The organism is Marinibactrum halimedae (assembly GCF_021234875.1).
GTDB classification, from domain to species: Bacteria; Pseudomonadota; Gammaproteobacteria; order Pseudomonadales; family Cellvibrionaceae; genus Marinibactrum; species Marinibactrum halimedae.
This window is the reverse complement of the sequence record NZ_JAJQVM010000039.1, coordinates 14,175-35,675: the sequence shown is the minus strand read 5'-3', so window position 1 is coordinate 35,675 and position 21,501 is coordinate 14,175. Positions and strand designations below refer to the sequence as shown.

The 21,501-nt window shown below is 44.4% G+C and carries 16 protein-coding genes; 7 read left to right on the top strand and 9 right to left on the bottom strand.

Annotated features, from left to right (window positions below; translation table 11 throughout):
- Positions 1-180 precede the first annotated feature (180 nt).
- From LU351_RS17910 to LU351_RS17890, 5 genes are all read left to right on the top strand, one after another.
- Positions 181-2,265 (top strand): S8 family serine peptidase, encoded by a 2,085-nt coding sequence (locus LU351_RS17910; protein WP_232595467.1) that lies wholly within the window; start codon positions 181-183, stop codon positions 2,263-2,265.
- Positions 2,266-2,457: 192 nt separating this feature from the next.
- Positions 2,458-3,297 carry a DUF1223 domain-containing protein gene (locus LU351_RS17905; RefSeq protein ID WP_232595466.1) on the top strand — a complete coding sequence of 280 codons (840 nt, stop codon included), beginning with the start codon at positions 2,458-2,460 and terminating at the stop codon, positions 3,295-3,297.
- A 407-nt stretch (positions 3,298-3,704) separates the two neighbouring features.
- Complete coding sequence (locus LU351_RS17900; protein ID WP_232595465.1) at positions 3,705-4,838, top strand: hypothetical protein; 1,134 nt, start codon at positions 3,705-3,707, stop codon at positions 4,836-4,838.
- A 325-nt stretch (positions 4,839-5,163) separates the two neighbouring features.
- Positions 5,164-5,814 carry a DUF2059 domain-containing protein gene (locus tag LU351_RS17895; RefSeq protein WP_232595464.1) on the top strand — a complete coding sequence of 217 codons (651 nt, stop codon included), beginning with the start codon at positions 5,164-5,166 and terminating at the stop codon, positions 5,812-5,814.
- 105 nt (positions 5,815-5,919) lie between these two features.
- Positions 5,920-6,639 (top strand): 16S rRNA (uracil(1498)-N(3))-methyltransferase, encoded by a 720-nt coding sequence (locus LU351_RS17890; RefSeq protein ID WP_232595463.1) that lies wholly within the window; start codon positions 5,920-5,922, stop codon positions 6,637-6,639.
- Between the two features lie 44 nt (positions 6,640-6,683).
- Here the strand turns inward: LU351_RS17890 and LU351_RS17885 are convergent, their stop codons facing one another.
- A complete protein-coding gene (locus LU351_RS17885) occupies positions 6,684-9,074 on the bottom strand; it encodes a putative bifunctional diguanylate cyclase/phosphodiesterase (RefSeq protein ID WP_232595462.1) in 2,391 nt (796 codons plus the stop codon).
- Positions 9,075-9,118: 44 nt separating this feature from the next.
- Here LU351_RS17885 and LU351_RS17880 point away from each other — a divergent pair, with 44 nt between their 5' ends.
- Complete coding sequence (locus LU351_RS17880; RefSeq protein WP_232595461.1) at positions 9,119-9,310, top strand: hypothetical protein; 192 nt, start codon at positions 9,119-9,121, stop codon at positions 9,308-9,310.
- A gap of 210 nt (positions 9,311-9,520) precedes the next feature.
- Here the strand turns inward: LU351_RS17880 and ttcA are convergent, their stop codons facing one another.
- The 3 genes from ttcA to LU351_RS17865 all read right to left on the bottom strand — a co-directional run bounded on the left by ttcA (position 9,521) and on the right by LU351_RS17865 (position 13,560).
- A complete protein-coding gene (gene ttcA / locus LU351_RS17875) occupies positions 9,521-10,456 on the bottom strand; it encodes a tRNA 2-thiocytidine(32) synthetase TtcA (protein WP_232595460.1) in 936 nt (311 codons plus the stop codon).
- Positions 10,457-10,565: 109 nt separating this feature from the next.
- Complete coding sequence (locus tag LU351_RS17870) at positions 10,566-11,834, bottom strand: tetratricopeptide repeat protein (RefSeq protein WP_232595459.1); 1,269 nt, start codon at positions 11,832-11,834, stop codon at positions 10,566-10,568.
- Positions 11,835-12,003: 169 nt separating this feature from the next.
- Positions 12,004-13,560: an adenylate/guanylate cyclase domain-containing protein gene (locus LU351_RS17865; protein WP_232595458.1), complete on the bottom strand. Its 1,557-nt coding sequence runs from the start codon at positions 13,558-13,560 to the stop codon at positions 12,004-12,006.
- 504 nt (positions 13,561-14,064) lie between these two features.
- On the opposite strand from LU351_RS17865, the gene bioA reads away from it, so the two are divergent.
- A complete protein-coding gene (bioA, locus tag LU351_RS17860; protein ID WP_232595457.1) occupies positions 14,065-15,396 on the top strand; it encodes an adenosylmethionine--8-amino-7-oxononanoate transaminase in 1,332 nt (443 codons plus the stop codon).
- Positions 15,397-15,426: 30 nt separating this feature from the next.
- On the opposite strand, the gene LU351_RS17855 is transcribed toward bioA, so the two are convergent.
- The 5 genes from LU351_RS17855 to LU351_RS17835 form a co-directional block, all read right to left on the bottom strand.
- Positions 15,427-17,184 carry an ATP-binding SpoIIE family protein phosphatase gene (locus LU351_RS17855; protein ID WP_232595456.1) on the bottom strand — a complete coding sequence of 586 codons (1,758 nt, stop codon included), beginning with the start codon at positions 17,182-17,184 and terminating at the stop codon, positions 15,427-15,429.
- Positions 17,185-17,194: 10 nt separating this feature from the next.
- The gene (locus tag LU351_RS17850) at positions 17,195-17,509 is read right to left on the bottom strand and encodes an STAS domain-containing protein (protein ID WP_232595455.1); all 315 of its coding nucleotides are present in this window, start codon (positions 17,507-17,509) and stop codon (positions 17,195-17,197) included.
- A gap of 261 nt (positions 17,510-17,770) precedes the next feature.
- Positions 17,771-19,210, bottom strand: coding sequence for a sigma-54-dependent transcriptional regulator (locus LU351_RS17845; RefSeq protein ID WP_232595454.1), 1,440 nt, complete (start codon positions 19,208-19,210; stop codon positions 17,771-17,773).
- Positions 19,211-20,020: 810 nt separating this feature from the next.
- On the bottom strand, positions 20,021-20,464 hold the full coding sequence (locus LU351_RS17840; protein ID WP_232595453.1) for a hypothetical protein: 444 nt from the start codon (positions 20,462-20,464) through the stop codon (positions 20,021-20,023).
- A 549-nt stretch (positions 20,465-21,013) separates the two neighbouring features.
- On the bottom strand, positions 21,014-21,499 hold the full coding sequence (locus LU351_RS17835; RefSeq protein WP_232595452.1) for a hypothetical protein: 486 nt from the start codon (positions 21,497-21,499) through the stop codon (positions 21,014-21,016).
- Positions 21,500-21,501: the final 2 nt, after the last annotated feature.

The window sequence follows — 21,501 nt, the reverse complement described above, 5'->3', positions numbered from 1 at the left end:
ATATTCATCAATATTTTTTGATCAATGCATAACTTGTCGACCGCTTTTGCGGTCAAATTCAGTGCATTAATTAATTTCGTGCACAAAATTTGACGGCAAAAAGTGATGTTTATCATCACAACAACAATAGTATCCCGCTAGGGTCTTAAATGTACTTACTATAGATACAATAGGTTTATAATGTTTAAAAAAACAATGATTGCCGCTGCCGTTGCAAGCAGCATGATAGGCTTTGCTCACGCTCAAAGCACTGCTCAAATTGAAGCCACAGACAAAACTCGGCTTCAAGCCATTAAAGAGCGCATTCAAACCAAGCGCGCAAAAAATAAAGCGTTAGCTTTAGAAATGGCTGCGCAATTTAATTGGCCTATTCGTCAAGAGCTTCCTAACGGCAGCATCATGGAATTAATCGGTGTAGAAGACAATCAGCCGCGCTATTACACCACTTTTAATGTTGATTCTGCGGAGACAACGTCTACCGATGCATTGTGGATCAACGGTTCAAGTGGTTTAGATTTAGAAGGTAACGGTATTACTTTGGGTGAATGGGACGGCGGTGGTGTACGTACCACTCACCGTGAATTTGACGGTCGTGTGACCCAGCGTGACAACCCTTCTTCCTTCAGTGACCACGCCACTCACGTGGCCGGCACCATGGTAGCCCAAGGTCAAACTGCTCGCGCGAAAGGCATGGCGTCTCTAGCCAATCTCGATGCCTACGACTGGAACAGCGATACCGAAGAAATGGCCGATGCCGCCGCAGATGGCTTGCTGATCTCAAACCACTCCTACGGATACGTGACTGGCTGGAGCCGTGGAACCTGGTACGGTGACGAAGACATTACGCCAAACGAAGATTACCGTTTCGGTTACTACACGCAAAACACCGCCGACTGGGATGAAGTGGCCGAGGCGGCCCCTTACTACCTCATCGTAAAAGCGGCCGGTAATGATACGGGCGACAGCGGTAACGGCCACCCTAACGATTGTGCGTACGACAATGGTTATGACTGTATCGGTGAAACCGGTAATGCGAAAAATATCTTAACCGTTGGCTCGATCTTAGACATTTCCGGCGGCTATGAGTCCCCAAGTGATGTCACTGCCAACAGCTGGAGTTCGCGTGGTCCTGCTGACGATGGCCGTATCAAACCAGACTTGGTCGGCAATGGGCATCAGGTTTACTCCACCTACAGTGGCAGCAATAGCGCTTACCAAACCATCAGCGGTACTTCGATGGCCTCCCCTAACGTTTCTGGCTCTATGGGGTTATTGCAACAGTACTACGATGAAACTTACAACGAGTACATGCGTGCTGCCACGTTAAAAGCTTTGGTTATTCATACTGCGGATGAAGCGGGCAACTCAGACGGCCCCGACTATGTCTTTGGTTGGGGTGTACTGAACACGGAATCTGCGGCGAACGTCATTACAGCAGCGACTACTGGCGGTAGCATCATCACCGAAGAGACCCTGTCCAATAACGGCACCTACACCCTTGAGTTGGAAGCCAGCGGCGACGGCGACTTAGTGGTTACCATGGTATGGACTGACCCTGCTCACGCTGCCCAGAACCCTGCTGCACGCGGCAGTCGCTCTTGGGACGATTGGGAGCATGAAGAAGTCATGCTGATCAATGACTTGGACATGACCATCACTCGCCCTGATGGCACTACCGCCAGACCTTACGTTCTTGACCCAGAATTCCCAGCACGTGCCGCCACCACCGGCGACAACGATGTGGACAACGTCGAGAAAATCGTGATCGAAAATACCGTGGCAGGAGAAACCTATACCGTAACCGTCACTCATGAAGGTTCTCTACGTGGTGGCTCTCAGGCGTTCTCATTGATCGCAACCGGTATTGAAACCGAAGGAACGGGCACTCCTGATCCAGACCCAACTCCAGATCCAGATCCAGATCCAACCGACCCAGCACCTCAGTGTTTAACTGCACCATTGTCTTTGAGCATCACCTTTGACCGTTACCCTGAGGACATCAGCTGGAGCGTGACAGATGGTGGCAACACGGTAGCCTCTGGTGGAACCTATGGCAGCGAACCCGATAACTCTACCCTAGAAGAAACCATCAACCTGGCTGCTGGCACCTACACCTTCACCCTAGACGATTCCTACGGAGACGGTTTGTGCTGTCGTTATGGCAACGGCGGTTTCACTTTAACTGATGCCAATGGCACCGTTGTTTCAGAAGGCGCTGAATTCACCAGTGAAGTCACCTCTGGCGAATTCTGTATCGCCGAATAAACACCAATGACACATCAGCCTCTACACGTAGACTCCTAGTGTAGAGGTTTTCATCCTTTGCCCAAGTGTGCTCACTTGGGCTTTTTTTACCTATCGTTACGCTTTCGTGAAGATCTCACTCGCTCATAGGGCAATACTAAACCAACGACACATAGGCCATTACTCATCGGCCTGTTACAAATAGGTGATAGGATGAAAACTTCAAATACCCCCCCACCCTTTTCTACGGTGAAGACGGCTTCTTTTTCTCTGAGAGAAGATTTTTTTATTTTCACTCTTGTTACAATACTTTTCTTGATCGCCTCAACAATTGCACCAAACGCACTGGCGAATGAGCCTCAGACTACCTTATCATTCTCAAGCGGTGACGAAGCCACCACCGTCATTGAGTTATACACCTCACAAGGCTGCAGCAGCTGCCCCCCTGCAGATCGATGGTTGTCCAAGTTCACTGAACACCCTGGCCTGTTTGAACACATTATTCCAATGGCTTTTCACGTGGATTATTGGGATTACATCGGTTGGAAAGATCCGTTCGCGTCATCCCGTTATTCCCAACGACAACGCAAACTGGCCAAAACGGGGATTCTCAAGTCCGTTTATACTCCAGGCTTCGTCGTCAACAGTAAAGAATGGCGGCAATGGTTTCAACGACGCGCTAGCACACCACCCGCTCATCAAGGAACACCCGGTAATTTAAAAGCCACACTGAATAACGAACAATTAACGGTATCATTTGACCCCATAGGGGACGTGAAATCTTCTTACACACTGCACATTGCTTACTTGGGTATGGGGTTGACACGAAAAATTACAGCAGGTGAAAACAACCGACGAGAATTAACCAACGATTTTGTGGTGTTGGATCATTGGCAACGAAATGGAAAAAAAGAATGGCGCTTTCCATTAAGAAAAATCCCCAACAAACAGCAAGAAAAAACGGCTATTGCTTTATGGATAACTTCAGACCGTTCCGAAGAGATTATTCAGGCCACCGCACATTGGTTGCCGAGACATCATCACCAATTTTAAATGGACAGCTTTTTTAACTGAGCAACCAAGAGCGCTTACATCAGCAACCCCCCTGTAAATAAAATCTACCCTCACTCACCAATAGCGCCATTTTTCTTATAAAAACTCGCGATTAACGCCAAGTGTTAATCGCCCACTCTTTTAAGTTGATATTTTTTTGCACCAAAGCCGTAGTGATTACCGGAATCCCATTGACCTAAAAATATTCAATGGTGATGCGTGTTACAAATATAAACTTATCCTCTTAATTAATAATATCTTGCTGTCGACTATTTGATCATCAATGTGTAGTTTTGTTACATTTTTACGACAAGAATTAGACTGAGCGGTCATATTTTGTTAACCGATTTGTAACACGTTATGGTTTCAACATCCCTCATAACAATAATTTCGGGAGACTCCCTTTTATGAAAATACAACTTTCATCTGTAAAAAAATTACCTCTCTGGTTATTGGGCATAGCATTTGTTGTCACAAGCCAATGCACGCTTGCCATCGCAGAATTTTCGGAATCAACCTTCACCGATCTAGATTATGGGTTTTATTTTTTTGGAAAAAATGACGCCTACGAGAAATATCAGCCCGGCCAGCGAAATCGTTATTTTGACCCATCCAAACCCACAATGGTTTACCTCCATGGCTGGCAAAATGGCATGGTAGAAGATATGCGTCGAGAAACTTTTGATACCAGTGACATTATTGGCGCACCTGAGGGGATTGATCTTGCCGCCTCTTGGATAAACGATGGCTACAATGTAGCAATTTATTATTGGACGCAATTTGCAGACGAAAGCGAAGTGCAAGATGCCGAAGAAAAAATCTGGCCACAACCCGAAAGAAATAACCCTCGCCGCTTAAGCTGGCGTTCCTACGTTAGCCAAGGACAAACCGAAACCAACAATAATGGCCCCCAAAATACCAGCATCTCAGAATTATTTGTTGAGGAATATCTCGACGTTTTTCAAGACGCCAGTAATATCCGCCTCGCAGGACATTCTCTTGGTGCACAGTTAATGATTGTCGCCAGTCAACAATTATTAGATGCCGTTAACGCAGGAGCACTCAACACAAACGCATTGCCCAATCGCCTTGCATTATTAGACCCATTTTTTTCCAATGGCGAAAAAGACTATTTAAATAATCGGTGGACAGGCCAAGTCGCTCGTGACTATGCAGATAATTTAAAAAATGCAGGCGTACTTATTGAAGCCTACCGCTCTTCTCCTACCACCAGTACGATATTTGTTGGCGATGCCAATAATGAACTATTACAAAAAACAGCGTTTTCTGAACTGGCCCCTTGGTATTTTTGGGCGTGGCAATTTACAGAGAAGCACGTTATGGCACGCTGGTGGTATTTACTCAGCTACAACAGTTCTACTTTAAACATTGAAAATAATAATAACCGAGATGCGCTCTCAGCCAGCGCCTCAAACCAAACCGTTCGCTACTGGATGAACAGCAACCAGCGCTTAGTTCAAACAGAAGGCCGTCGCACTGAACGCGTAAGTGATGATCAGTTTACCCAACGTAATCGGTGAGGGTCTACTTCTCGAATCGGCGGAATATCCCGCCGATCACCATACTTCTGATGACTTGCAAAAAAAATAGCAAATAATCCTCTTCTCCAAGTACGGCTCTTCTCTGCTTTTTATCCTTCGTTAATGCAATCCCATGATAGCTCACTATATCGGTGAGCTTGTGTAAGCTTCCCTCAGCTATACCTTTTATACAAAAGGCCTGTTGTACATGAGCAAAAAAGCTTATAGTTTTAAATGAAGAGCAAATAGTATACCCTGCACATTTATTATTCTTTAAGAACCTCATTCAAGACATATTATCTCCAATAAAGGACAAGCGTAAAACGTGAAAAATGTCATTATCCAAGCTCCCAAAATTAAAAACTTAACATCAATGAAATATGTTTTATCACTTTTTGTTATATTTTTTCTATTTACAACAAACTCCACAGCTGAAGCAAGCGAAGAAGATAGAAAATTGGAATTAGCTCTGGAAATGGCTACTGTAAAGAAGTACGCAAAATTCATACATGATCGCGCTGATATAGCATTTGAAAAACATTTAGAAAAAAGTAAACTGAGAAATGCAAGTAATAAACTAATACTTGACTTTAAATCAGACTACACCAATGCGGTTGAAAAGCACCTCAGTGAAGAAAGTATCAAATACTCAATTGCCTTTCATATAAGTCATCACCTCACCTTAGATCAGCTTGAAAATGACGCAAAGTTTTATGCCACTCCTTTGGGCAAAAAAGTGGAAAAGAATATACTGAATAAGAAATTAGCCACCCATGGCTTATCGAAAGAGGAAACCAAAGAGTTATTTAAATTGTATAAACAATATGGGGTTTTAGAGTTATTAAGTATCACACCAGAGCTAATGAAAACCATACAAAAAAGCTTGCTTCAAAAAGTGGATAAACTAACTACTGAACACAAAGCACTAGAAGCCGAATACCTAATTAGATATTCAAATGAGAAAAGCCACAGATAACAAATTTAGTAGCATTCAACTATCAAAGAAAGATTAAGCATTGGCCAAAAATTCACCGAAGGCCATGATAAATATTTTTAGAGTTCATAAAAGCTATATTGTCCTATGAATTTAATTCTTATTTCAGCCGACGAACTGAACCCAAATCACTCAATCCAACTCACCGACCGCCGCTTTAAGCATATTCGCAAGGTTCATCGAGCCGAGGTGGGAGACGCATTGAAAGTGGGCGTGATTAATGGTGAGTTAGGTACTGGGGAAATCCTACACATTGACGAACAACGAGTAACCCTTCACGTCACACTGAATTCACCACCACCTCCCCCCTTGCCCGTGACGCTTATTTTGGCATTACCTCGCCCGCAAATGTTAAAGCGTACTTTACAGAATATCGCCGCGATGGGTGTGAAAGAATTACATTTACTCCAAACGCGTCGAGTTGAAAAAAGCTATTGGCAAACGCCATTACTGATCGAAGAAACCGTTCACGAACAATTATTACTCGGGTTAGAACAAGGTCGAGACACCGTGCTACCACGCCTTTATTTTCATAAACGCTTTCGACCGTTTGTTGAAGATGAATTGGCCCAACTCACAGAAGACCAACATAAACTCGTAGCGCACCCAGGTGACTTCCCCCATTGCCCCGCCAATGTGAATGAGCCTACCACCTTGGCCATTGGGCCTGAAGGAGGGTTTGTGGATTTTGAAATTGAGAAACTGCAAGCTGTGGGGTTTAAGCCCATACAGATGGGCGCAAGAATATTAAGAGTGGAAACTGCCGTACCCGCACTACTGTATCGGCTTTTTGGGCATTTAGCGTAACGTAGAGGATGGTGTAACGTAGTGGATGGCGTCTCCTAGAGGCGCTACGAAACCGACTCTGATGCGATACTCTCGGTTAACAAGTGGGTAAAATCATCGGCTGAAATGGGGCGGCTGTAAAAATAACCTTGGTACTCATGGCAACCAAAGTCCCTTATTAGCATCAATTGCTCTTCTGTTTCCACGCCCTCGGCAACCACTTTTAACCCGAGCAAAGATCCCATTGTGGCCATCGTTTGCACCAGCACTTTGTCGCTACGATCCTCGGTAATATCTCTGACAAAACTTTGATCTACCTTCAGAGTGGAAACCGGCAAGCGCTTGAGGTAACTGATCGAAGAATACCCTGTGCCAAAATCATCCAACGAAAACGTAATACCGCTGGACACCAATTTACGCATAGTTGCAACGGTTTCGTCCACATTGCCAATAACAACACTCTCTGTTACTTCAATATCTAAACTGCCTTTTTCGATAGGCACATCACGGAGTGTTGAGATTACATCGTCAACAAACGCCTCTCTTCGAAATTGCCGTGGACTGATATTAATACTCAGTTGCATGTTCAGGTGCCAATAGCCTTGACGCTGCCAATATTGTAATTGTCGACACGCTTCCTCAAGAATCCACTGACCCACATCAATAATGAGGCCCGAGCTTTCTAAAATGGGAATAAACTCTCCAGGCGATACCATACCTCTAGTGGGGTGACGCCAACGCAGCAATGCCTCCGCCCCCGTCAAAACACCCGTTTTCACACTCACTTTGGGTTGGTAAACCAACTCAAATTGAGATTCTTCCAGTGCTTTATGAAGCTGACCTTCGAGCAATAATTGATGGTGTACTTGTTCAGCCATATGCGCATTAAAGAATTCAATAGCATCACGGCCACGCTCTTTCACCTGATACATGGCAGTGTCAGCGAAGCGCAATAACTCATGCACGGTGACGCCTGCCTCAGGGAACATGACCGCACCGATACTGCATGTTACGCGCAACTCCATACTTTCATGGTAAATCGGCTCGGCAATACGCTGGCGTACTTTTTCACCTATTTCACTGGCTTTCAGAGCCGCATCGTTCATTTGCGAATCCAACACCGTCAATACCAGCACAAATTCATCACCACTGAGACGTGCGACTAAGTCTTCATCCCTGACTGATTCCAATAAACGCGACGAAATTTCTTTCAGTACCACATCCCCCGCCGGATGGCCCAAGGAGTCATTGATATTTTTAAATTGGTCTAAATCAATAAAGAGTACTGCACCAAAATAACGATGGCGTGCGGCTCGATGGATTTCACTTTCTAAGCGCTCGACTAATTGCAGTCGGTTAGGTAATCCGGTGAGCGCATCATGATAAGCCATGTGCGCCATACTCGCTTCAGCGGTTTTACGGTCGGTAATATCGGTAGAGACCACCAACACAACCCGTTGATCACGAAAATCCATTGGCGTGTAATGGCTTTGTAAAAAGAGCACGCGCCCATCGGGGGCTTTCCAATTCTCTTCAGCAACAAACTGGTCAATACCCGTATCAATGACCATACGATCACGCTCATACACATCAGACACAATGGCGGAATTCACACCGGCCACCTCACTGAATAAGGCATTGGCCAGAGCACCACTTTCGACCCCCAACAATTCAGACATCGCCTTATTCGCAAAAACAAAACGTCCGCTGTAGTTACGCGCCCCTACCACCACAGGCAAGCTTTCAATGAGTTGGCGAAGATGCTCTTCACTTTGCCGCAAAGCACTTTCGACACTTAAACGCGACGATAATGCTGTTTCGACAGACTCCAATAAGTGATTTCCATTTTTTACGAGATCCGCCAATTCATCTCGACGATTACCCAAGCTGGTGAAGCGTTGTGACCCCGGACGATGAAAGTTAATCGCACGCATCTCTTTGGCAAGCCTAATTAAAGGACGCGTTAAAATCGCATGAAAAGCAATGAATAAAAGCAGGACCAATAACATATTTCGAAGTAAATCGAAAAAGTAAATGGCCACGGAGCGTTCATAAAACGCCGCCAATGCAACACGTTGGTCTACAGTAAAGAAAATTTGGCCAGATACCGCATTGGTATAACCGGGAATCGAAAGCTGAGCATGGTAAACTTTGTAACGCTCACCGGTTTGAATAAAGGCAAACTGTCCCAGCGGTTTTTGCTCGGGCAGTGTCCCTTCAGCGAGGGTCGCACCCAGCTCATCCACAATCTTGGCACCCACCACATGGTCATAGCTCAAAATACCAGTGACAACCTCGTTGGCTAAGCCACTATCTAACGTATGAACCGCGCGTGACGCAGCTGGGGAAATCATTTCAATAATGTGGTTATTATTTTGCTCCAGCAGTATCTGTTGACGTGTAAAATCCCAGTAAATCTGTACGGCCCCAAACAGCAAGCCTAGGGTGAATGCCATGCATACACCCACTAATGCGAGCCGAAATGAGATACCTCTAAAAAATGCCTGCACGTAGGTTTCACCCTATCTCTTATCGATATCTAATTGCTTTACGATATGGCCAGCGTTTTGAGTGTCGTACGTCACTCATCGCCCAAAAGCCTTACCTCATGACACTGGCCCACTTCGATGAAGCCATGCTTCCTACTCGTCAATCACTACCCCCAATGTCTTTCAAACTGCCATTGGTATAACTATAGTCATAACTGACGAGTCTGCACCTTTGAATGAATCGTTGGCCAAACAGACATAACAAATCGATATAAGTAAGATTAATCGTAGCGAATACTGCCTATGGTGAAAGGAGGAGGTAAGAAAAATCGAGGGAAAAAAGAAGAGGCTTCAGGTCAGGCTCGCTTACCCGACCTTTCAATCAATGCAAATGCCATAACCTAGAGCAAGTACTACGACAAATTCATTACATTGATCACTTCAACAGGATCTGAATTCAGCTCTGTAGCAGCGGCGTGGCGAGATGGCGTCAATTCCGCATCCAGAGCGAGCTCTGCATCTTCACTTGGTGTCGCGCCTTCACTGTCTCGATTGAGCATCAACTCTGTAAAGGGAAAGAGCGTTGTATCCGCTAACTGAGACGGTTGAACATTTTGAATGGCTGAAAATATGGTCTCGGTACGACCGGGGTGCTGGCGCTCCCATTGGTGCAGCATCGCTTTCACTGCTTGCCTCTGGAGGTTTTCCTGAGAGCCACATAAATTACAAGGAATAATCGGGAATTGCTTTGCCTCGGCAAAATCAATTAAATCCGACTCTTTGCAGTAAGCGAGAGGGCGAATGATAATATTGCGTTTGTCATCGGCCAGCAGTTTGGGTGGCATGGCCTTAAGCTTCCCGCCATAAAACATATTCAGAAAGAGCGTTTCTACGATGTCATCCCGATGGTGGCCTAAAGCAATTTTGGTCGCGCCAATTTGTTCTGCAAACCCATATAAAGTGCCACGTCGCAGGCGGGAACATAACCCACATGTCGTCTTCCCTTCAGGAATCACTTCTTTGACAATACTGTAGGTATCTTTTTCAACAATATGATAAGAAACGCCAAGTTTGTCTAAATATTCAGGCAACACATGCTCAGGAAAACCCGGTTGCTTTTGATCCATGTTGACCGCCACCAACTCGAAACGCACGGGCGCAGACTTCTGTAAACTCATGAGAATATCGAGCATTGCATAGGAGTCTTTACCGCCAGATAAACACACCATCACCTTATCTCCTGCTTCAATCATATTGAAATCGATGATGGCTTGGCCTACTTGGCGTCGGAGGCGTTTTTGAAGTTTATTAAATTCGAGGCGGGTTTTACGTGTGGCGTCGATAGTCATGATAAACCTTGGTGACAACATGCTAATGGCATTGAGTAAATCGCATTGGTCAATACACAAAAGTTAACCAATGGAAAAATAAGGGCGCCTATTCTAGAGTGAATACTCTCTAACGCAAGCCGTTTTGCCCCACTAGCGCTTTATCGCTTGCCGCTCTCATTGATCTTGTACCGCCACCATTGCCGGTTCTGTTACTCATACCGTTGCTGGTACTGTTTTTTGCACTATTTTTTGTACTATTGCTTCTCGCTTGCAAACGCTGAAGCTTCTCTAGGAAGCGTTCCGTACGACTGATACGCTCGATAACAGCACTGTTATTCGGGTCTAATATTAATAACTGTCGCCATACGTCTAGGGCTTGGTTTAACAACCCCTGACTGTACAAGGATTCACCTCTCTCGATACCTGCGGCAATTTCCGCATCAATAATGGCATTAATTTGCCCACGCCAACGTCGAATGTCCGGATCCTTGGGTGCTTCAGACTCCAGCTTTTCCAGAGTTTGTATCGCCCCTTGCCACCACCGCACGGAAACCAGATCTTGGTACTCCTTTTTCAAGGCTTTCACCCGCTGAGCATGAATGATGGCGGATTGCCTTTGTCCATTATGAAATGGCTTAGGTGTTGCTACCTTTGTGTTTGCTGGGCTACTCACCGTAAGGGATGGTGTTGAATTAGCAGATGCTTGGCGCTCTAATGTGCTGCCCAAAGGTTGCCCGCCAAGCTGTTTACCCACTGTCGAACATTGAGAGGCCAACTGCTGATTGTTCACACTCAATGCCTGACGAACACATTCTCGCAACTTATCCACCAAAATAGCTCGGCTCTGACGCTCTTTTGCCCGATTGATAAACGCCCAAGGCATTTGAACCTGCAATTTCTCTCTGTCTTGGGCTAATGCCATCTTTCCCACCAACGTTTTTGCCGCCAGTAAGGTTTCTCGCGCCTCCAGCTCACCCAACAACTTGAGGTGCTTACCACGCAATACCACTTCGGTTTCCTGAAGGGCTTTGCTATTGGGTAAATTCCGCTGACTTTCGGCCAATACTGCCCACGCATCCTGCCATTGATGGCGTGCAACCAATTGTCTCGCCTGTTCTACTTGACGACTCTCATAACGCTGCACCCGCTTAGGAATCGTTTGTTTTAAAGACTGAAGATCATCGTATTCGGGGTTTGCTGCGGTTACTTGATCAAATAGGAGGTTAAGTCGGGCAAAGTTATTGGTCTCGACCAAATAACTGGCCTCTCTTAGGGTAGGTGGATTGTCTGGGCTCCAAGCAGGAAGAGCGCTGCCAATGACTTGGCAACCGGTTAACACCCCCATATTCGCAATGACTGCGGCCAATACCATTGTAGTCAGAATTTTTGTTGGCATAATTTTAATCAAGCTGTTTCAGGAAAAAAGAGTTAAACCGCTGCAGGAGAAGCTCTACTTCACGCCAGTCTACCACTGACACAAAACAACACTGTCGCCAAAAATAACACAGGGATTAAGATGATATAGGCATCACAACTTTTCTTAAGATTTTATCTAGTAAACCCCATCACGACACTAACTCTTCTGATACCTTTTCACTCTTCGTTGACTTCTTCAATTGGTTAAAATCAGATAAGCATTGTCGCAATACCACTTTGATTTTTGCCTCGTCTTCAGGGGATAGCTCTGACACCAAATAAGTATCCACTGGCGCTTTTTTTCCTTTTACAGATAAGGTTTTCCAAGCTTGTATTTGCGCATTGGCATTATTCAAACTCTGATGATGAACACTATTACCCGAAGCCAAAATTTCACTGCTCGGCCCCAAACCACTCAAACGTGACGCCAAATTGACGACATCACCAATGGCCGTGTATTCCATACGATCTGATGCCCCCACAATGCCCGCCATTAACTCCCCACTGTTGACCCCCACACGCACTTCAATGGGCCTTAAGCCTTGAGCGATGCGCTTGCGATTCACGATGGACATCAACAAAATAATGGCCCGGGAGAAACATAATCCATGCAGACGATGGTGCGGATCACTTTTTGGCGCCCCGAAAAGCACCATTGCACAATCACCAATGAATTTATCAATGGTGCCGTTAAAGGCATTACTGACTCGGGCAACTGCATCAAAAAATTCATTCAATAACTGCACCACCTCGGCTGTTTCCAATTGCTCGGATAACGAGGTAAACGCAACGATATCGACAAAGACAACGGTTGCTTCTATTTCCTGGCTGCCCAGAGCCAAGCCTTCAGTTTGAGACAACAACGACTCGGCGACATCTCGATCCACCAACCGATTCACCACATTTTCCACTTCTTGGCGACGCTTCAAATTTCGCGCAGAACGATTCAAGGCTTGAACTAATTCTCCCAATTCATCATTGCGCTTTTCCGTCAAATTAACCGTGTAATCGCCCTGACCAATAGCATCGGCAGCCTCCACCAAGCGAGTAATGGGCTGCGCCATGGCACGGCTCAATAAACGTGCAATGACAATCATGACAACAAACGCCGCCAACGCCATCCAAAGCAACAGCTTGGCATTATTACCAAATCCCAATTCCAATTCCCATTTGGAAATGACCACTAACGCATCCCCCGCTTTCACATCCCGAAAGCTGATGGGGGCAACAAAGGCAATCAATGAGCTCTCATCTGGTGCAAACTCCCAAATCCAGACATCCTCTTCGAGCCTATTTTCAGGTTGTTTAATATACGCTAAAGGCACTTGCGGAATGACACCTTGATGGACTCTCTGCTGACCAAATTCATCAAAAACAGCCGCACCATAAATTTTTCGATTTCGCACCAAATTATTGACCAGAACCTGCATCGTGAAGGAGTCGTCGGTAAATAAAGACTCTGTGGCAGTAGAGGCCCATTGTTGAGCAATAGTGGAGCCATAATCCCGTATTTGCTGGCTAAGCAACTCTTTCTGTGCTGTCCAAGCCGCCAACGCCAATAACCCCATGGCAAGGAACGTGACAACAGAAAGTACTAATGCCATTTTTACGGCAATAGGTACACGACGGTGCCGCCACAAGCGCCAAAGTAACTTCAAAGGGGCCAAGGCCTTTGAAGCAAATAGCAATGACTGCCATTTACTCATCACAGGCACTCCAGAACTGACAACGTCTGTCAATACGATCCTGTGACCAGACGGAAAGAAAACGTTGCTCGATATTTATTCTCAACGGGAAAACCCTTTTAAACTGTTCACACAACACACCTAAAAATCGCCCACCATTAATGCCTTCACCAATTTAAACACCAAAGACACGCGAAACGACTATTTGGCATTTATGAGCCAATAAATTATTTGTAAAACTTTATTCACCTACAAACTCTATGGCCATAGAGTGTATGCCGATATAAGCGACTGGTCATTAGCCATTGTGACTAATTCATACTCCTTCGCTGTTTTTCTTGATCCTTGAGTGCCAGTCAGTAATTTCACACGAAGTGAGCGCACCTTAATTCAAATCAATACATGAATCCGTTGGGCTTTTAACAACAAGCCGATACAATCGCGTTTGTTTTAAATAGTTTGTTTTAAATATTGACCGTTTTAATTACTGACCGCTTTAAATACGACTGCGATTAAGGAAACACCATGAGCCAGAAGCCGCCCTCTCCTTCGCTCGATACTCAAACATTGATTGAATGGGACAAACAGCATGTATGGCACCCCTATTCTGCAGTCAATAGCCTTGCACCGATTTATCCTGTCTCCCACGCCGAAGGCGTCAGAATTACCTTGCACGATGGGCGAGAGTTAATCGATGGCATGTCTTCATGGTGGAGCGTACTCCATGGTTATAATCATCCAGAACTGAACCAAGCCGTCAGAGATCAGCTGGATCACATGGCTCACATCATGTTTGGTGGCCTTACTCACGAACCCGCTATTACCTTATGCAAACACCTGGCAAAGATTGCCCCTGGTGCACTAGAGAAAGTTTTTCTATGTGATAGTGGCTCCGTTGCCATTGAAGTCGCAATGAAAATGGCACTGCAGTATTGGCACAGCCAAGGAAAACCCGAAAAAAACCGATTGCTCTCTCTTTCTGGTGGTTATCACGGCGATACCTTTGCGGCTATGTCTGTGTGTGACCCGGTTACTGGAATGCACCACTTATTCCAACAAAATCTCACCCAACAATTTTTTTGCGAAAAACCTACCTGTGGGTTTAATGAACCCCTACAAGCCATTCACCTTAAAAGTGTCACCACGCAAATAGAAACACACCATAAACACATTGCCGCAGTGGTTTTAGAGCCGATTGTGCAAGGCACTGGCGGTATGAATTTTTATTCCCCCGATTACCTGAAAGCCGTGCGACAACTCTGCAATGAGTTTAACGTATTGTTAATCGCGGATGAAATCGCCACCGGATTAGGGCGCACAGGAAAACTGTTTGCCTGCGAACACGCCGGTATCGCACCGGATATTTTATGCTTGGGCAAAACGCTTACCGCAGGCTACATCACTTTGGCGGCCACTTTGTGTACACCGACCATCGCTCAGGGCATCGCCGAAGGTGAAGCCGCCGTACTCATGCATGGCCCCACCTATATGGGAAATCCACTGGCTTGTGCCGTCGCCAATAAAAGCCTAGACCTTCTACTGCATCACACATGGGAAGGCCTCAATTGGCAGGGAAATATCAAGCGACTAGAACAGGGATTAAATACAGGCCTTGCTCCCTGTAGAGCATTACCTCATGTAAAAGACGTTCGGGTATTGGGCGCCATTGGCGTGGTAGAACTGACGCACCCTGTGGCACTAGACGACGTACAAGACCTATTCGTTCAAGCCGGTATTTGGGTAAGACCCTTTGGGAAATTAGTGTACATTATGCCGCCGTATGTGATGAATGATAACGACTTAGATTTTCTAACTCACCAATTGACTCAAGTCGTAAAGCGAATTGGACAGCGATAAAAATGGCTTCCAAAGCCATTCCAATAAAAACTATTCCAATAAAAGCGAGGCATGCACACGACGCCCACCCAAACTGTACTCCAAAGAGTGACACAATGCTTTAAGAAGCTCTAACCCACGACCATAAGAGCTTTCTTCTTTTTCATAACTGTCTTCTGATAGCGTAAAACCATCTCCCGAATCGGTAATGATAATGTCCAAAAAAGGTTTTGTATTCATTATCATTTCCTCGACATACTTTTCTTCGGTTTTTGTCAACGTTTCAGGGGGGCGAATAGATAAGTCTATTTCAATATTCCCTTCTTTTAATTCATGCAAACGTTGTTTACGCGTGTCATAGTATTGTTCAAATCCCTCTGCTTCCGATTTTAGGGAAGAATCTAATTGTAACAAACCATGCTCCAAGGCATTATTAAAAAGCTCACTGATAATAGTATAAGACAAAGAAGACTGAGCGTATTCAACACCTGCAGCCTGAAGAATTGACACCAAATTCAATAGAGCGTCATCACGCCGTAATTCCGCTGCATTTAAAGATATTTTAAATTGCCACGGCAATACATTAGCAAGATGGGTATCCGTTTTCAGTTTCTGCGCCCGAACATTTCGTTGTGCTTCGGCTTTTAAATTCACCTGCTGTTGACGCTCACAGTCACAAAAAACTTCGACCATACTTAAGTCGTCATCTTGATCGGCGCCATCCTTAAAAGAGGTTACCGCATTCAACAAATGCGGAATTAAAGACTGCCCTTTACTGCTTAATACTGCCGCTCGTAAACGATTGGTACCAAACTGTTCTCCACCATGATTCTCTGCTTCAACCAAGCCATCGGTATAAGCTAATACACGGGTTTTTGGGGGCAATAAAATTTCAACCACATCTTCTTCAAATTCAAAATCTTCCAATAACCCTAATGGCATATGCTGGGAGCGAACCAAATCAATAATGTCACTGTCCTCATTCAATAAATACACCTCGTGCATACCGCCACTCCACACCCTCAAACGCCGATGATCATTACTAATGTGAATAATGATGGCGCAACAAAACATATTTGGCGGCAAAATCTGCATGAGCTTGGTGTTCATTTCACGAACGATGGCCTCAATAGCCGCACCTTTGCTCGACATTGCAAAGAAGATATCTGCCATTGGCATAGTGCCAATGGCCGCAGAAAGCCCGTGGCCAGTAAAATCCCCAATAAAAGAATAAATACCCCCACCAACACTTTTTTTTGATAAACACACATCGCCATTAAACATGGCCACAGGAGAGACATAAGTGGTCACCCCATCCACTTCACTGCCTGGCCGATAAATCACATTCTTAAAAACATGATCTACCACAGCGTGTTCGCAGTTGGTCATCTCATTATGATAAATTAACTCTTGGTTTTGCTTTGCAATAGTCTGGTAAGATTCATAATTGCGCTTATGGACTTCGAGTCGAGAAATAAGTACAACTTCATCAACCGGCTTGCCAATAAAGTCATCGCCGCCAGAATTCAAACATTCCCGCAATGAATCGGGATTATCTAAAGCAGTAATGAAAATAACAGGGACAAAGCGATTACCCGCTTCGGATTTAATACGACGTGTGGCTTCAAGCCCATCCATCACAGGCATATTAACGTCCATCAAAATGATGGCGATACCTGCATGTTGAGCAAAAACATCTAAGGCTTCTTTTCCGTTAGATGCCTCATAATACTCAAAGCCGTAATCATCGAGAATAAATTTTAGAAGCTGGCGGTTATCGGCCTGATCATCAACGACAAGAACCTTCACCGAACTAAACTCACTGGAAAGAAATATCGAATTTTTTATCGAAACGGGCGATTAATAATATTTTTTTAACTTGTTCATTACAATTAGACAACTCAATAGACACACCAAATTCTTTATAATAACGCTCCATATTCACCAGCATTCCTAAAGCTGAGCTGTCAATAAAACCCGTTTTAGAAAAGTCCACATCAAAATGCTTTACGCCTTGATCCTTAACAGCCTCATAGGCTTCTCGAAACTCACGGACACAATGAAAGTCGAAACGCTCACTCAACGAAATTCGACACACTTTAGACGCTTCATTCATTTGACTTGATAGTGTCATCTTCACCTACTCAATAAATAGTGACTTTACCCAAAGGGTAGACGCTCATTTCTAGCTTGCCAATACAGCACAGAGAATAACAAACCAAAGTCGTATCAAACTGACAAGCACAATAAGGTTGAAATACAGAAAAAATCTTTGGGCGACAAAACTCTATTTATCAACTTATAAAATTGGATAAATAGAGTCATGATTATAACCATAGGATTTTAAATAGAACGATTTATTGACCAAAAGACTAAGGCTAAAACTGGGCTATTTTTAGGCTCTTTGCAAACCATACTTACGCATTTTTTCCACCAAGGTGGTTCTACGAATCGCTAATCGTGTTGCCGCTCGTGCGACAACACCACCGCAATCATCCAGCGCTTGTTGAATAAGGTTCCTTTCTAGGTTATTCAAATATTCTTTTAAATCAATACCTTCATCTGGTAACAACGCACGATCATTCATGCTCGCCACCGAAGGTAAATGGCTCGCGATGTCCTCCTCAGGCAAGGAAAACGCTTCCTCTTCTACCTGAACATGCCGGTATTTTTCCGGTAAATCCTGCACACCAATCACCCCATAAGGGTGCAAGATCGCCATACGCTCAACCAAATTAGCAAGCTCACGCACATTACCCGGCCATGAATGACGACTCAACGACATAATGGCAGCTGAATTAAATCGCACAGAACCCCGCTTTTCACTTTCTAAACGAGCCACCAGCTCATTAATAAGAAGAGGAATATCTTCGGCTCTCTCATTCAACGACGGCATTTCAATTGGGAATACATTTAACCGATAAAATAAATCTTCCCGGAATGTACCCGCCTCAATCATGTTCTCTAGATTGCGATGCGTGGCCGCGATAATACGAACATTAACCGACTGGGTTTTATTACTCCCCACCCTTTCAAAAACACGCTCTTGCAACACTCGCAAAATTTTCACCTGCATGTTCAAGGGCATATCCCCTATTTCATCCAGAAACAGAGTCCCCCCTTCTGCCATCTCAAACCGGCCAGCACGAGCACTAATCGCACCTGTAAAAGCGCCTTTTTCATGACCAAATAATTCACTCTCTAAAAGTTCTGCCGGAATAGCACCACAATTGACAGGCACAAAAGGGCCATTACGACGCTCAGAACTGTAATGAAGATTTCGAGCAACCACTTCTTTCCCTGTGCCCGAATCCCCCAAAATCAACACACTGACTTCTTTGTCTGCCACTTGAGACATCATCTCTCGAACACTTTCGATATTACGACTGGTACCGACTAGGCTTCGAAATAAATGAATGGGGCGACTTTGATCATTACGCTTATTGCTGGTTTGAGCCTCTCGATAACGCTCTGCTCGATGCAAAGTATCGGTTAAGCACGCATAACTGGGCTTTTCATTGATGTGTGCAATGATTAGATTTTCAACCACAGCATTGCCTTGCACCTGTGTGCCAAAATCACCGCACAGAATAAACGGCAGGTGAGCATCCCACCTACGCAACGCCTTTAATAAATTCTCAAGAGGTGACTCAATATTGCATATAAATACAGCAACAAGGGCGTCACTCCCCGATTCCTGTGATTCAACCAGCCCTTGCCAGTTGTCACTGCGTGCCTCAATAACAGGCTCTCCCATAAAATCGAGAACCACTTTCAAATCATGACGATGTTGATGATCGTCGTCTATGACCAGTAACTTCAATTCAGTCCGCATCGTACGTGACCCACTCTCTTAATCATTGCTTGCCACCGAGCGCGAGCTCAGACTCTTAAACCACTAGCCCCCAAGACTGAATCGCCTTTCATACTTATCGTATTTTTAGGCGTAAACACGCTAAAAAACGTGCATCTATTTCTTCGTCGACGTATGTTCGTCGATCTCTATTCACTCGTTATTAGTTTGAAAAAGAGTATTCACAACATCACTTTGTCCACAGCCTCTACTCTGCCCATCAACAAAGAATCATCCAAGCACGCCACACCTGTTATAAACAATCTACGACTACCTTTGATGCTCTGCCGATTATTCGAGCGTTTTACACCTAAAGTTTTACGACAAATGTGATGACAAATACTTGGCTGTGACAAAAAATGAATAGACCAGTGTGTGCACGAAGTCAATTTATCGACTTCATGGCGGCGCTACTTTATGGAAATCTGAGAGGAATTGCAAAAAAATGTGACAATTAACACAAAACTTTACAAATGATTTGTGCTAGCCATAACCTAAACGACGCACAAAAACTATGGCTTTTTAGCCATATACGAGGCAAATTTTGTTTTTTAATTCTACTGAGGGTGTATCGAGACGGAAGTGCTCAAAAGAAAATCATTCTGAATTTACAGAGTTTGAAAGAAACACGTTTAAAAACCATTAGCTTAAAAACGTTCGGCTTATAAAAAGCACAAAATAGATATAAAGGCCTCCTTTGATGACAAAGGTGGCACAATACCGATACCGTCGCCTTCAGACCTTCATCACTGAGGACGGAGCCAGCAAGAGAGGCTGACCACTCAATGCCGATTAACCACGTCGCTCAGAAGCGCCCACAGGAAATGATCGGTACAACTTCACCGTGGCTTTCAATTCAGCCACCTTTACGGCACTGGATAGACGGTGATCATTTAGCATCATACGCAGTGCATTGTTGACCGACTTATCCGCCTGAGCTACCGCTCTTCTGATGGATGATACGTTAAGCTTCATTGAACTATCCACGTGCATTAAGACCATCATAGCGCTTTGCAATTGCTCTCGGGCAACTTTAAGTCTATAGCACTGTAAACTGGTTACCGTAGGATATCTGGCTTCAGAAGCGTCTAACTCAATACCTTTCAATTCAGTGTTTGTTAGCTGAAGTTCCTTGGCCTGAGTATTTTTAGCCTTAGCAGCCTCTACCTTGAACTCTTTTATCTTAGAATCTTGCCCTGAAGAGCAATGACGATTTTTCATAACGGGCACTACCATCTAAACTGCTCACACCATCACCTGCGTCACATTCGAGCGAATATGACAAAGCATAATTTGAGCAATGACTATAATTGACTGTGTAAAAAACCGGGCAAGTTGTCCGGCAAAAAATACAAGTATTTATCCACTTATACAAAATAATGCATCTTCCCAATCGTTTTGAATGCTTAGCAACTCAAAGCAATCTGGTTTTAATCCGATAGGGTACCAATGCAATCGTTAATCACTTATGTTGTGAACCTCACTGTGACCTAATAAAGCTATCGGCTCATACAAATAAAAATTTAAGGATATTTTTTAAATTGAAACGTTATTTTTAACGTAAAAACCTTTCCTTTAGATAAATAAAAAATAACACAACAGCAAAAGAAAAAATGACAACTAGAGCATATGAAAACCTTGATTAACCCATCAAAGTATTCATTAAACTAAAAAAAGAGAGGGATTTCACACTGAAAGACGTCTTTCTGAATAATATACCTTTATTGAAAAAGGCTAGACGTCTTTTAAAAAACAGATATGGCCAAAAGGTGTGCAGAAGAAGAGTTATGTTTGAATTTGCAAATAGTGATTAGCAACTTTCTTTTGCTGCTGATTGTTTTTTAGCCTGGATTGTATCGTGTCGCGACGCTTGCTGAGCGTCGGGACTAACTCTTGATAATGATGCAGCACATCCTGCAAACAAGACTGCACCGCCGGTTCGTTGTTGATGCCCATAGCAACACATTGGGAAACGATGTCACGCAATTGGAAATCCAGAGAAGATAATTCAGACAAAATTTCATCACGCTCATCAGAACTGGCATCATCACGGTTCCCATCCATAGTTTCATCAGCAGATTGGACTATCGACTCAGAACCCGCCTCTGAAGGCTCTCTAGTATCGAGTGCTTCATCCCAGGTTTCACCGTTACTGGCATCACGTAATTGTTCTAGGCAGCGGTACAATACCGCAACGGCAGATTCAACATCCACAACAGCGGCAACATTACGATCAAACTCTTTTCTCTCGTCCTGTGCGTGTATTTTCATGA

Excerpts from the sequence above, each read along its gene's own strand:
- LU351_RS17870 (WP_232595459.1), bottom strand. The coding sequence starts at position 11,834 with ATGCCAACAAAAATTCTGACTACAATGGTATTGGCCGCAGTCATTGCG.
- LU351_RS17850 (WP_232595455.1), bottom strand. The coding sequence starts at position 17,509 with ATGACACTATCAAGTCAAATGAATGAAGCGTCTAAAGTGTGTCGAATT.
- LU351_RS17890 (WP_232595463.1), top strand. The coding sequence starts at position 5,920 with ATGAATTTAATTCTTATTTCAGCCGACGAACTGAACCCAAATCACTCA.
- LU351_RS17880 (WP_232595461.1), top strand. The coding sequence starts at position 9,119 with ATGCCTGCACGTAGGTTTCACCCTATCTCTTATCGATATCTAATTGCT.
- LU351_RS17840 (WP_232595453.1), bottom strand. The coding sequence starts at position 20,464 with ATGGTAGTGCCCGTTATGAAAAATCGTCATTGCTCTTCAGGGCAAGAT.
- LU351_RS17905 (WP_232595466.1), top strand. The coding sequence starts at position 2,458 with ATGAAAACTTCAAATACCCCCCCACCCTTTTCTACGGTGAAGACGGCT.
- LU351_RS17865 (WP_232595458.1), bottom strand. The coding sequence starts at position 13,560 with ATGAGTAAATGGCAGTCATTGCTATTTGCTTCAAAGGCCTTGGCCCCT.
- ttcA (WP_232595460.1), bottom strand. The coding sequence starts at position 10,456 with ATGACTATCGACGCCACACGTAAAACCCGCCTCGAATTTAATAAACTT.
- LU351_RS17835 (WP_232595452.1), bottom strand. The coding sequence starts at position 21,499 with ATGAAAATACACGCACAGGACGAGAGAAAAGAGTTTGATCGTAATGTT.
- LU351_RS17885 (WP_232595462.1), bottom strand. The coding sequence starts at position 9,074 with ATGGCATTCACCCTAGGCTTGCTGTTTGGGGCCGTACAGATTTACTGG.
- LU351_RS17900 (WP_232595465.1), top strand. The coding sequence starts at position 3,705 with ATGAAAATACAACTTTCATCTGTAAAAAAATTACCTCTCTGGTTATTG.
- bioA (WP_232595457.1), top strand. The coding sequence starts at position 14,065 with ATGAGCCAGAAGCCGCCCTCTCCTTCGCTCGATACTCAAACATTGATT.
- LU351_RS17845 (WP_232595454.1), bottom strand. The coding sequence starts at position 19,210 with ATGCGGACTGAATTGAAGTTACTGGTCATAGACGACGATCATCAACAT.
- LU351_RS17910 (WP_232595467.1), top strand. The coding sequence starts at position 181 with ATGTTTAAAAAAACAATGATTGCCGCTGCCGTTGCAAGCAGCATGATA.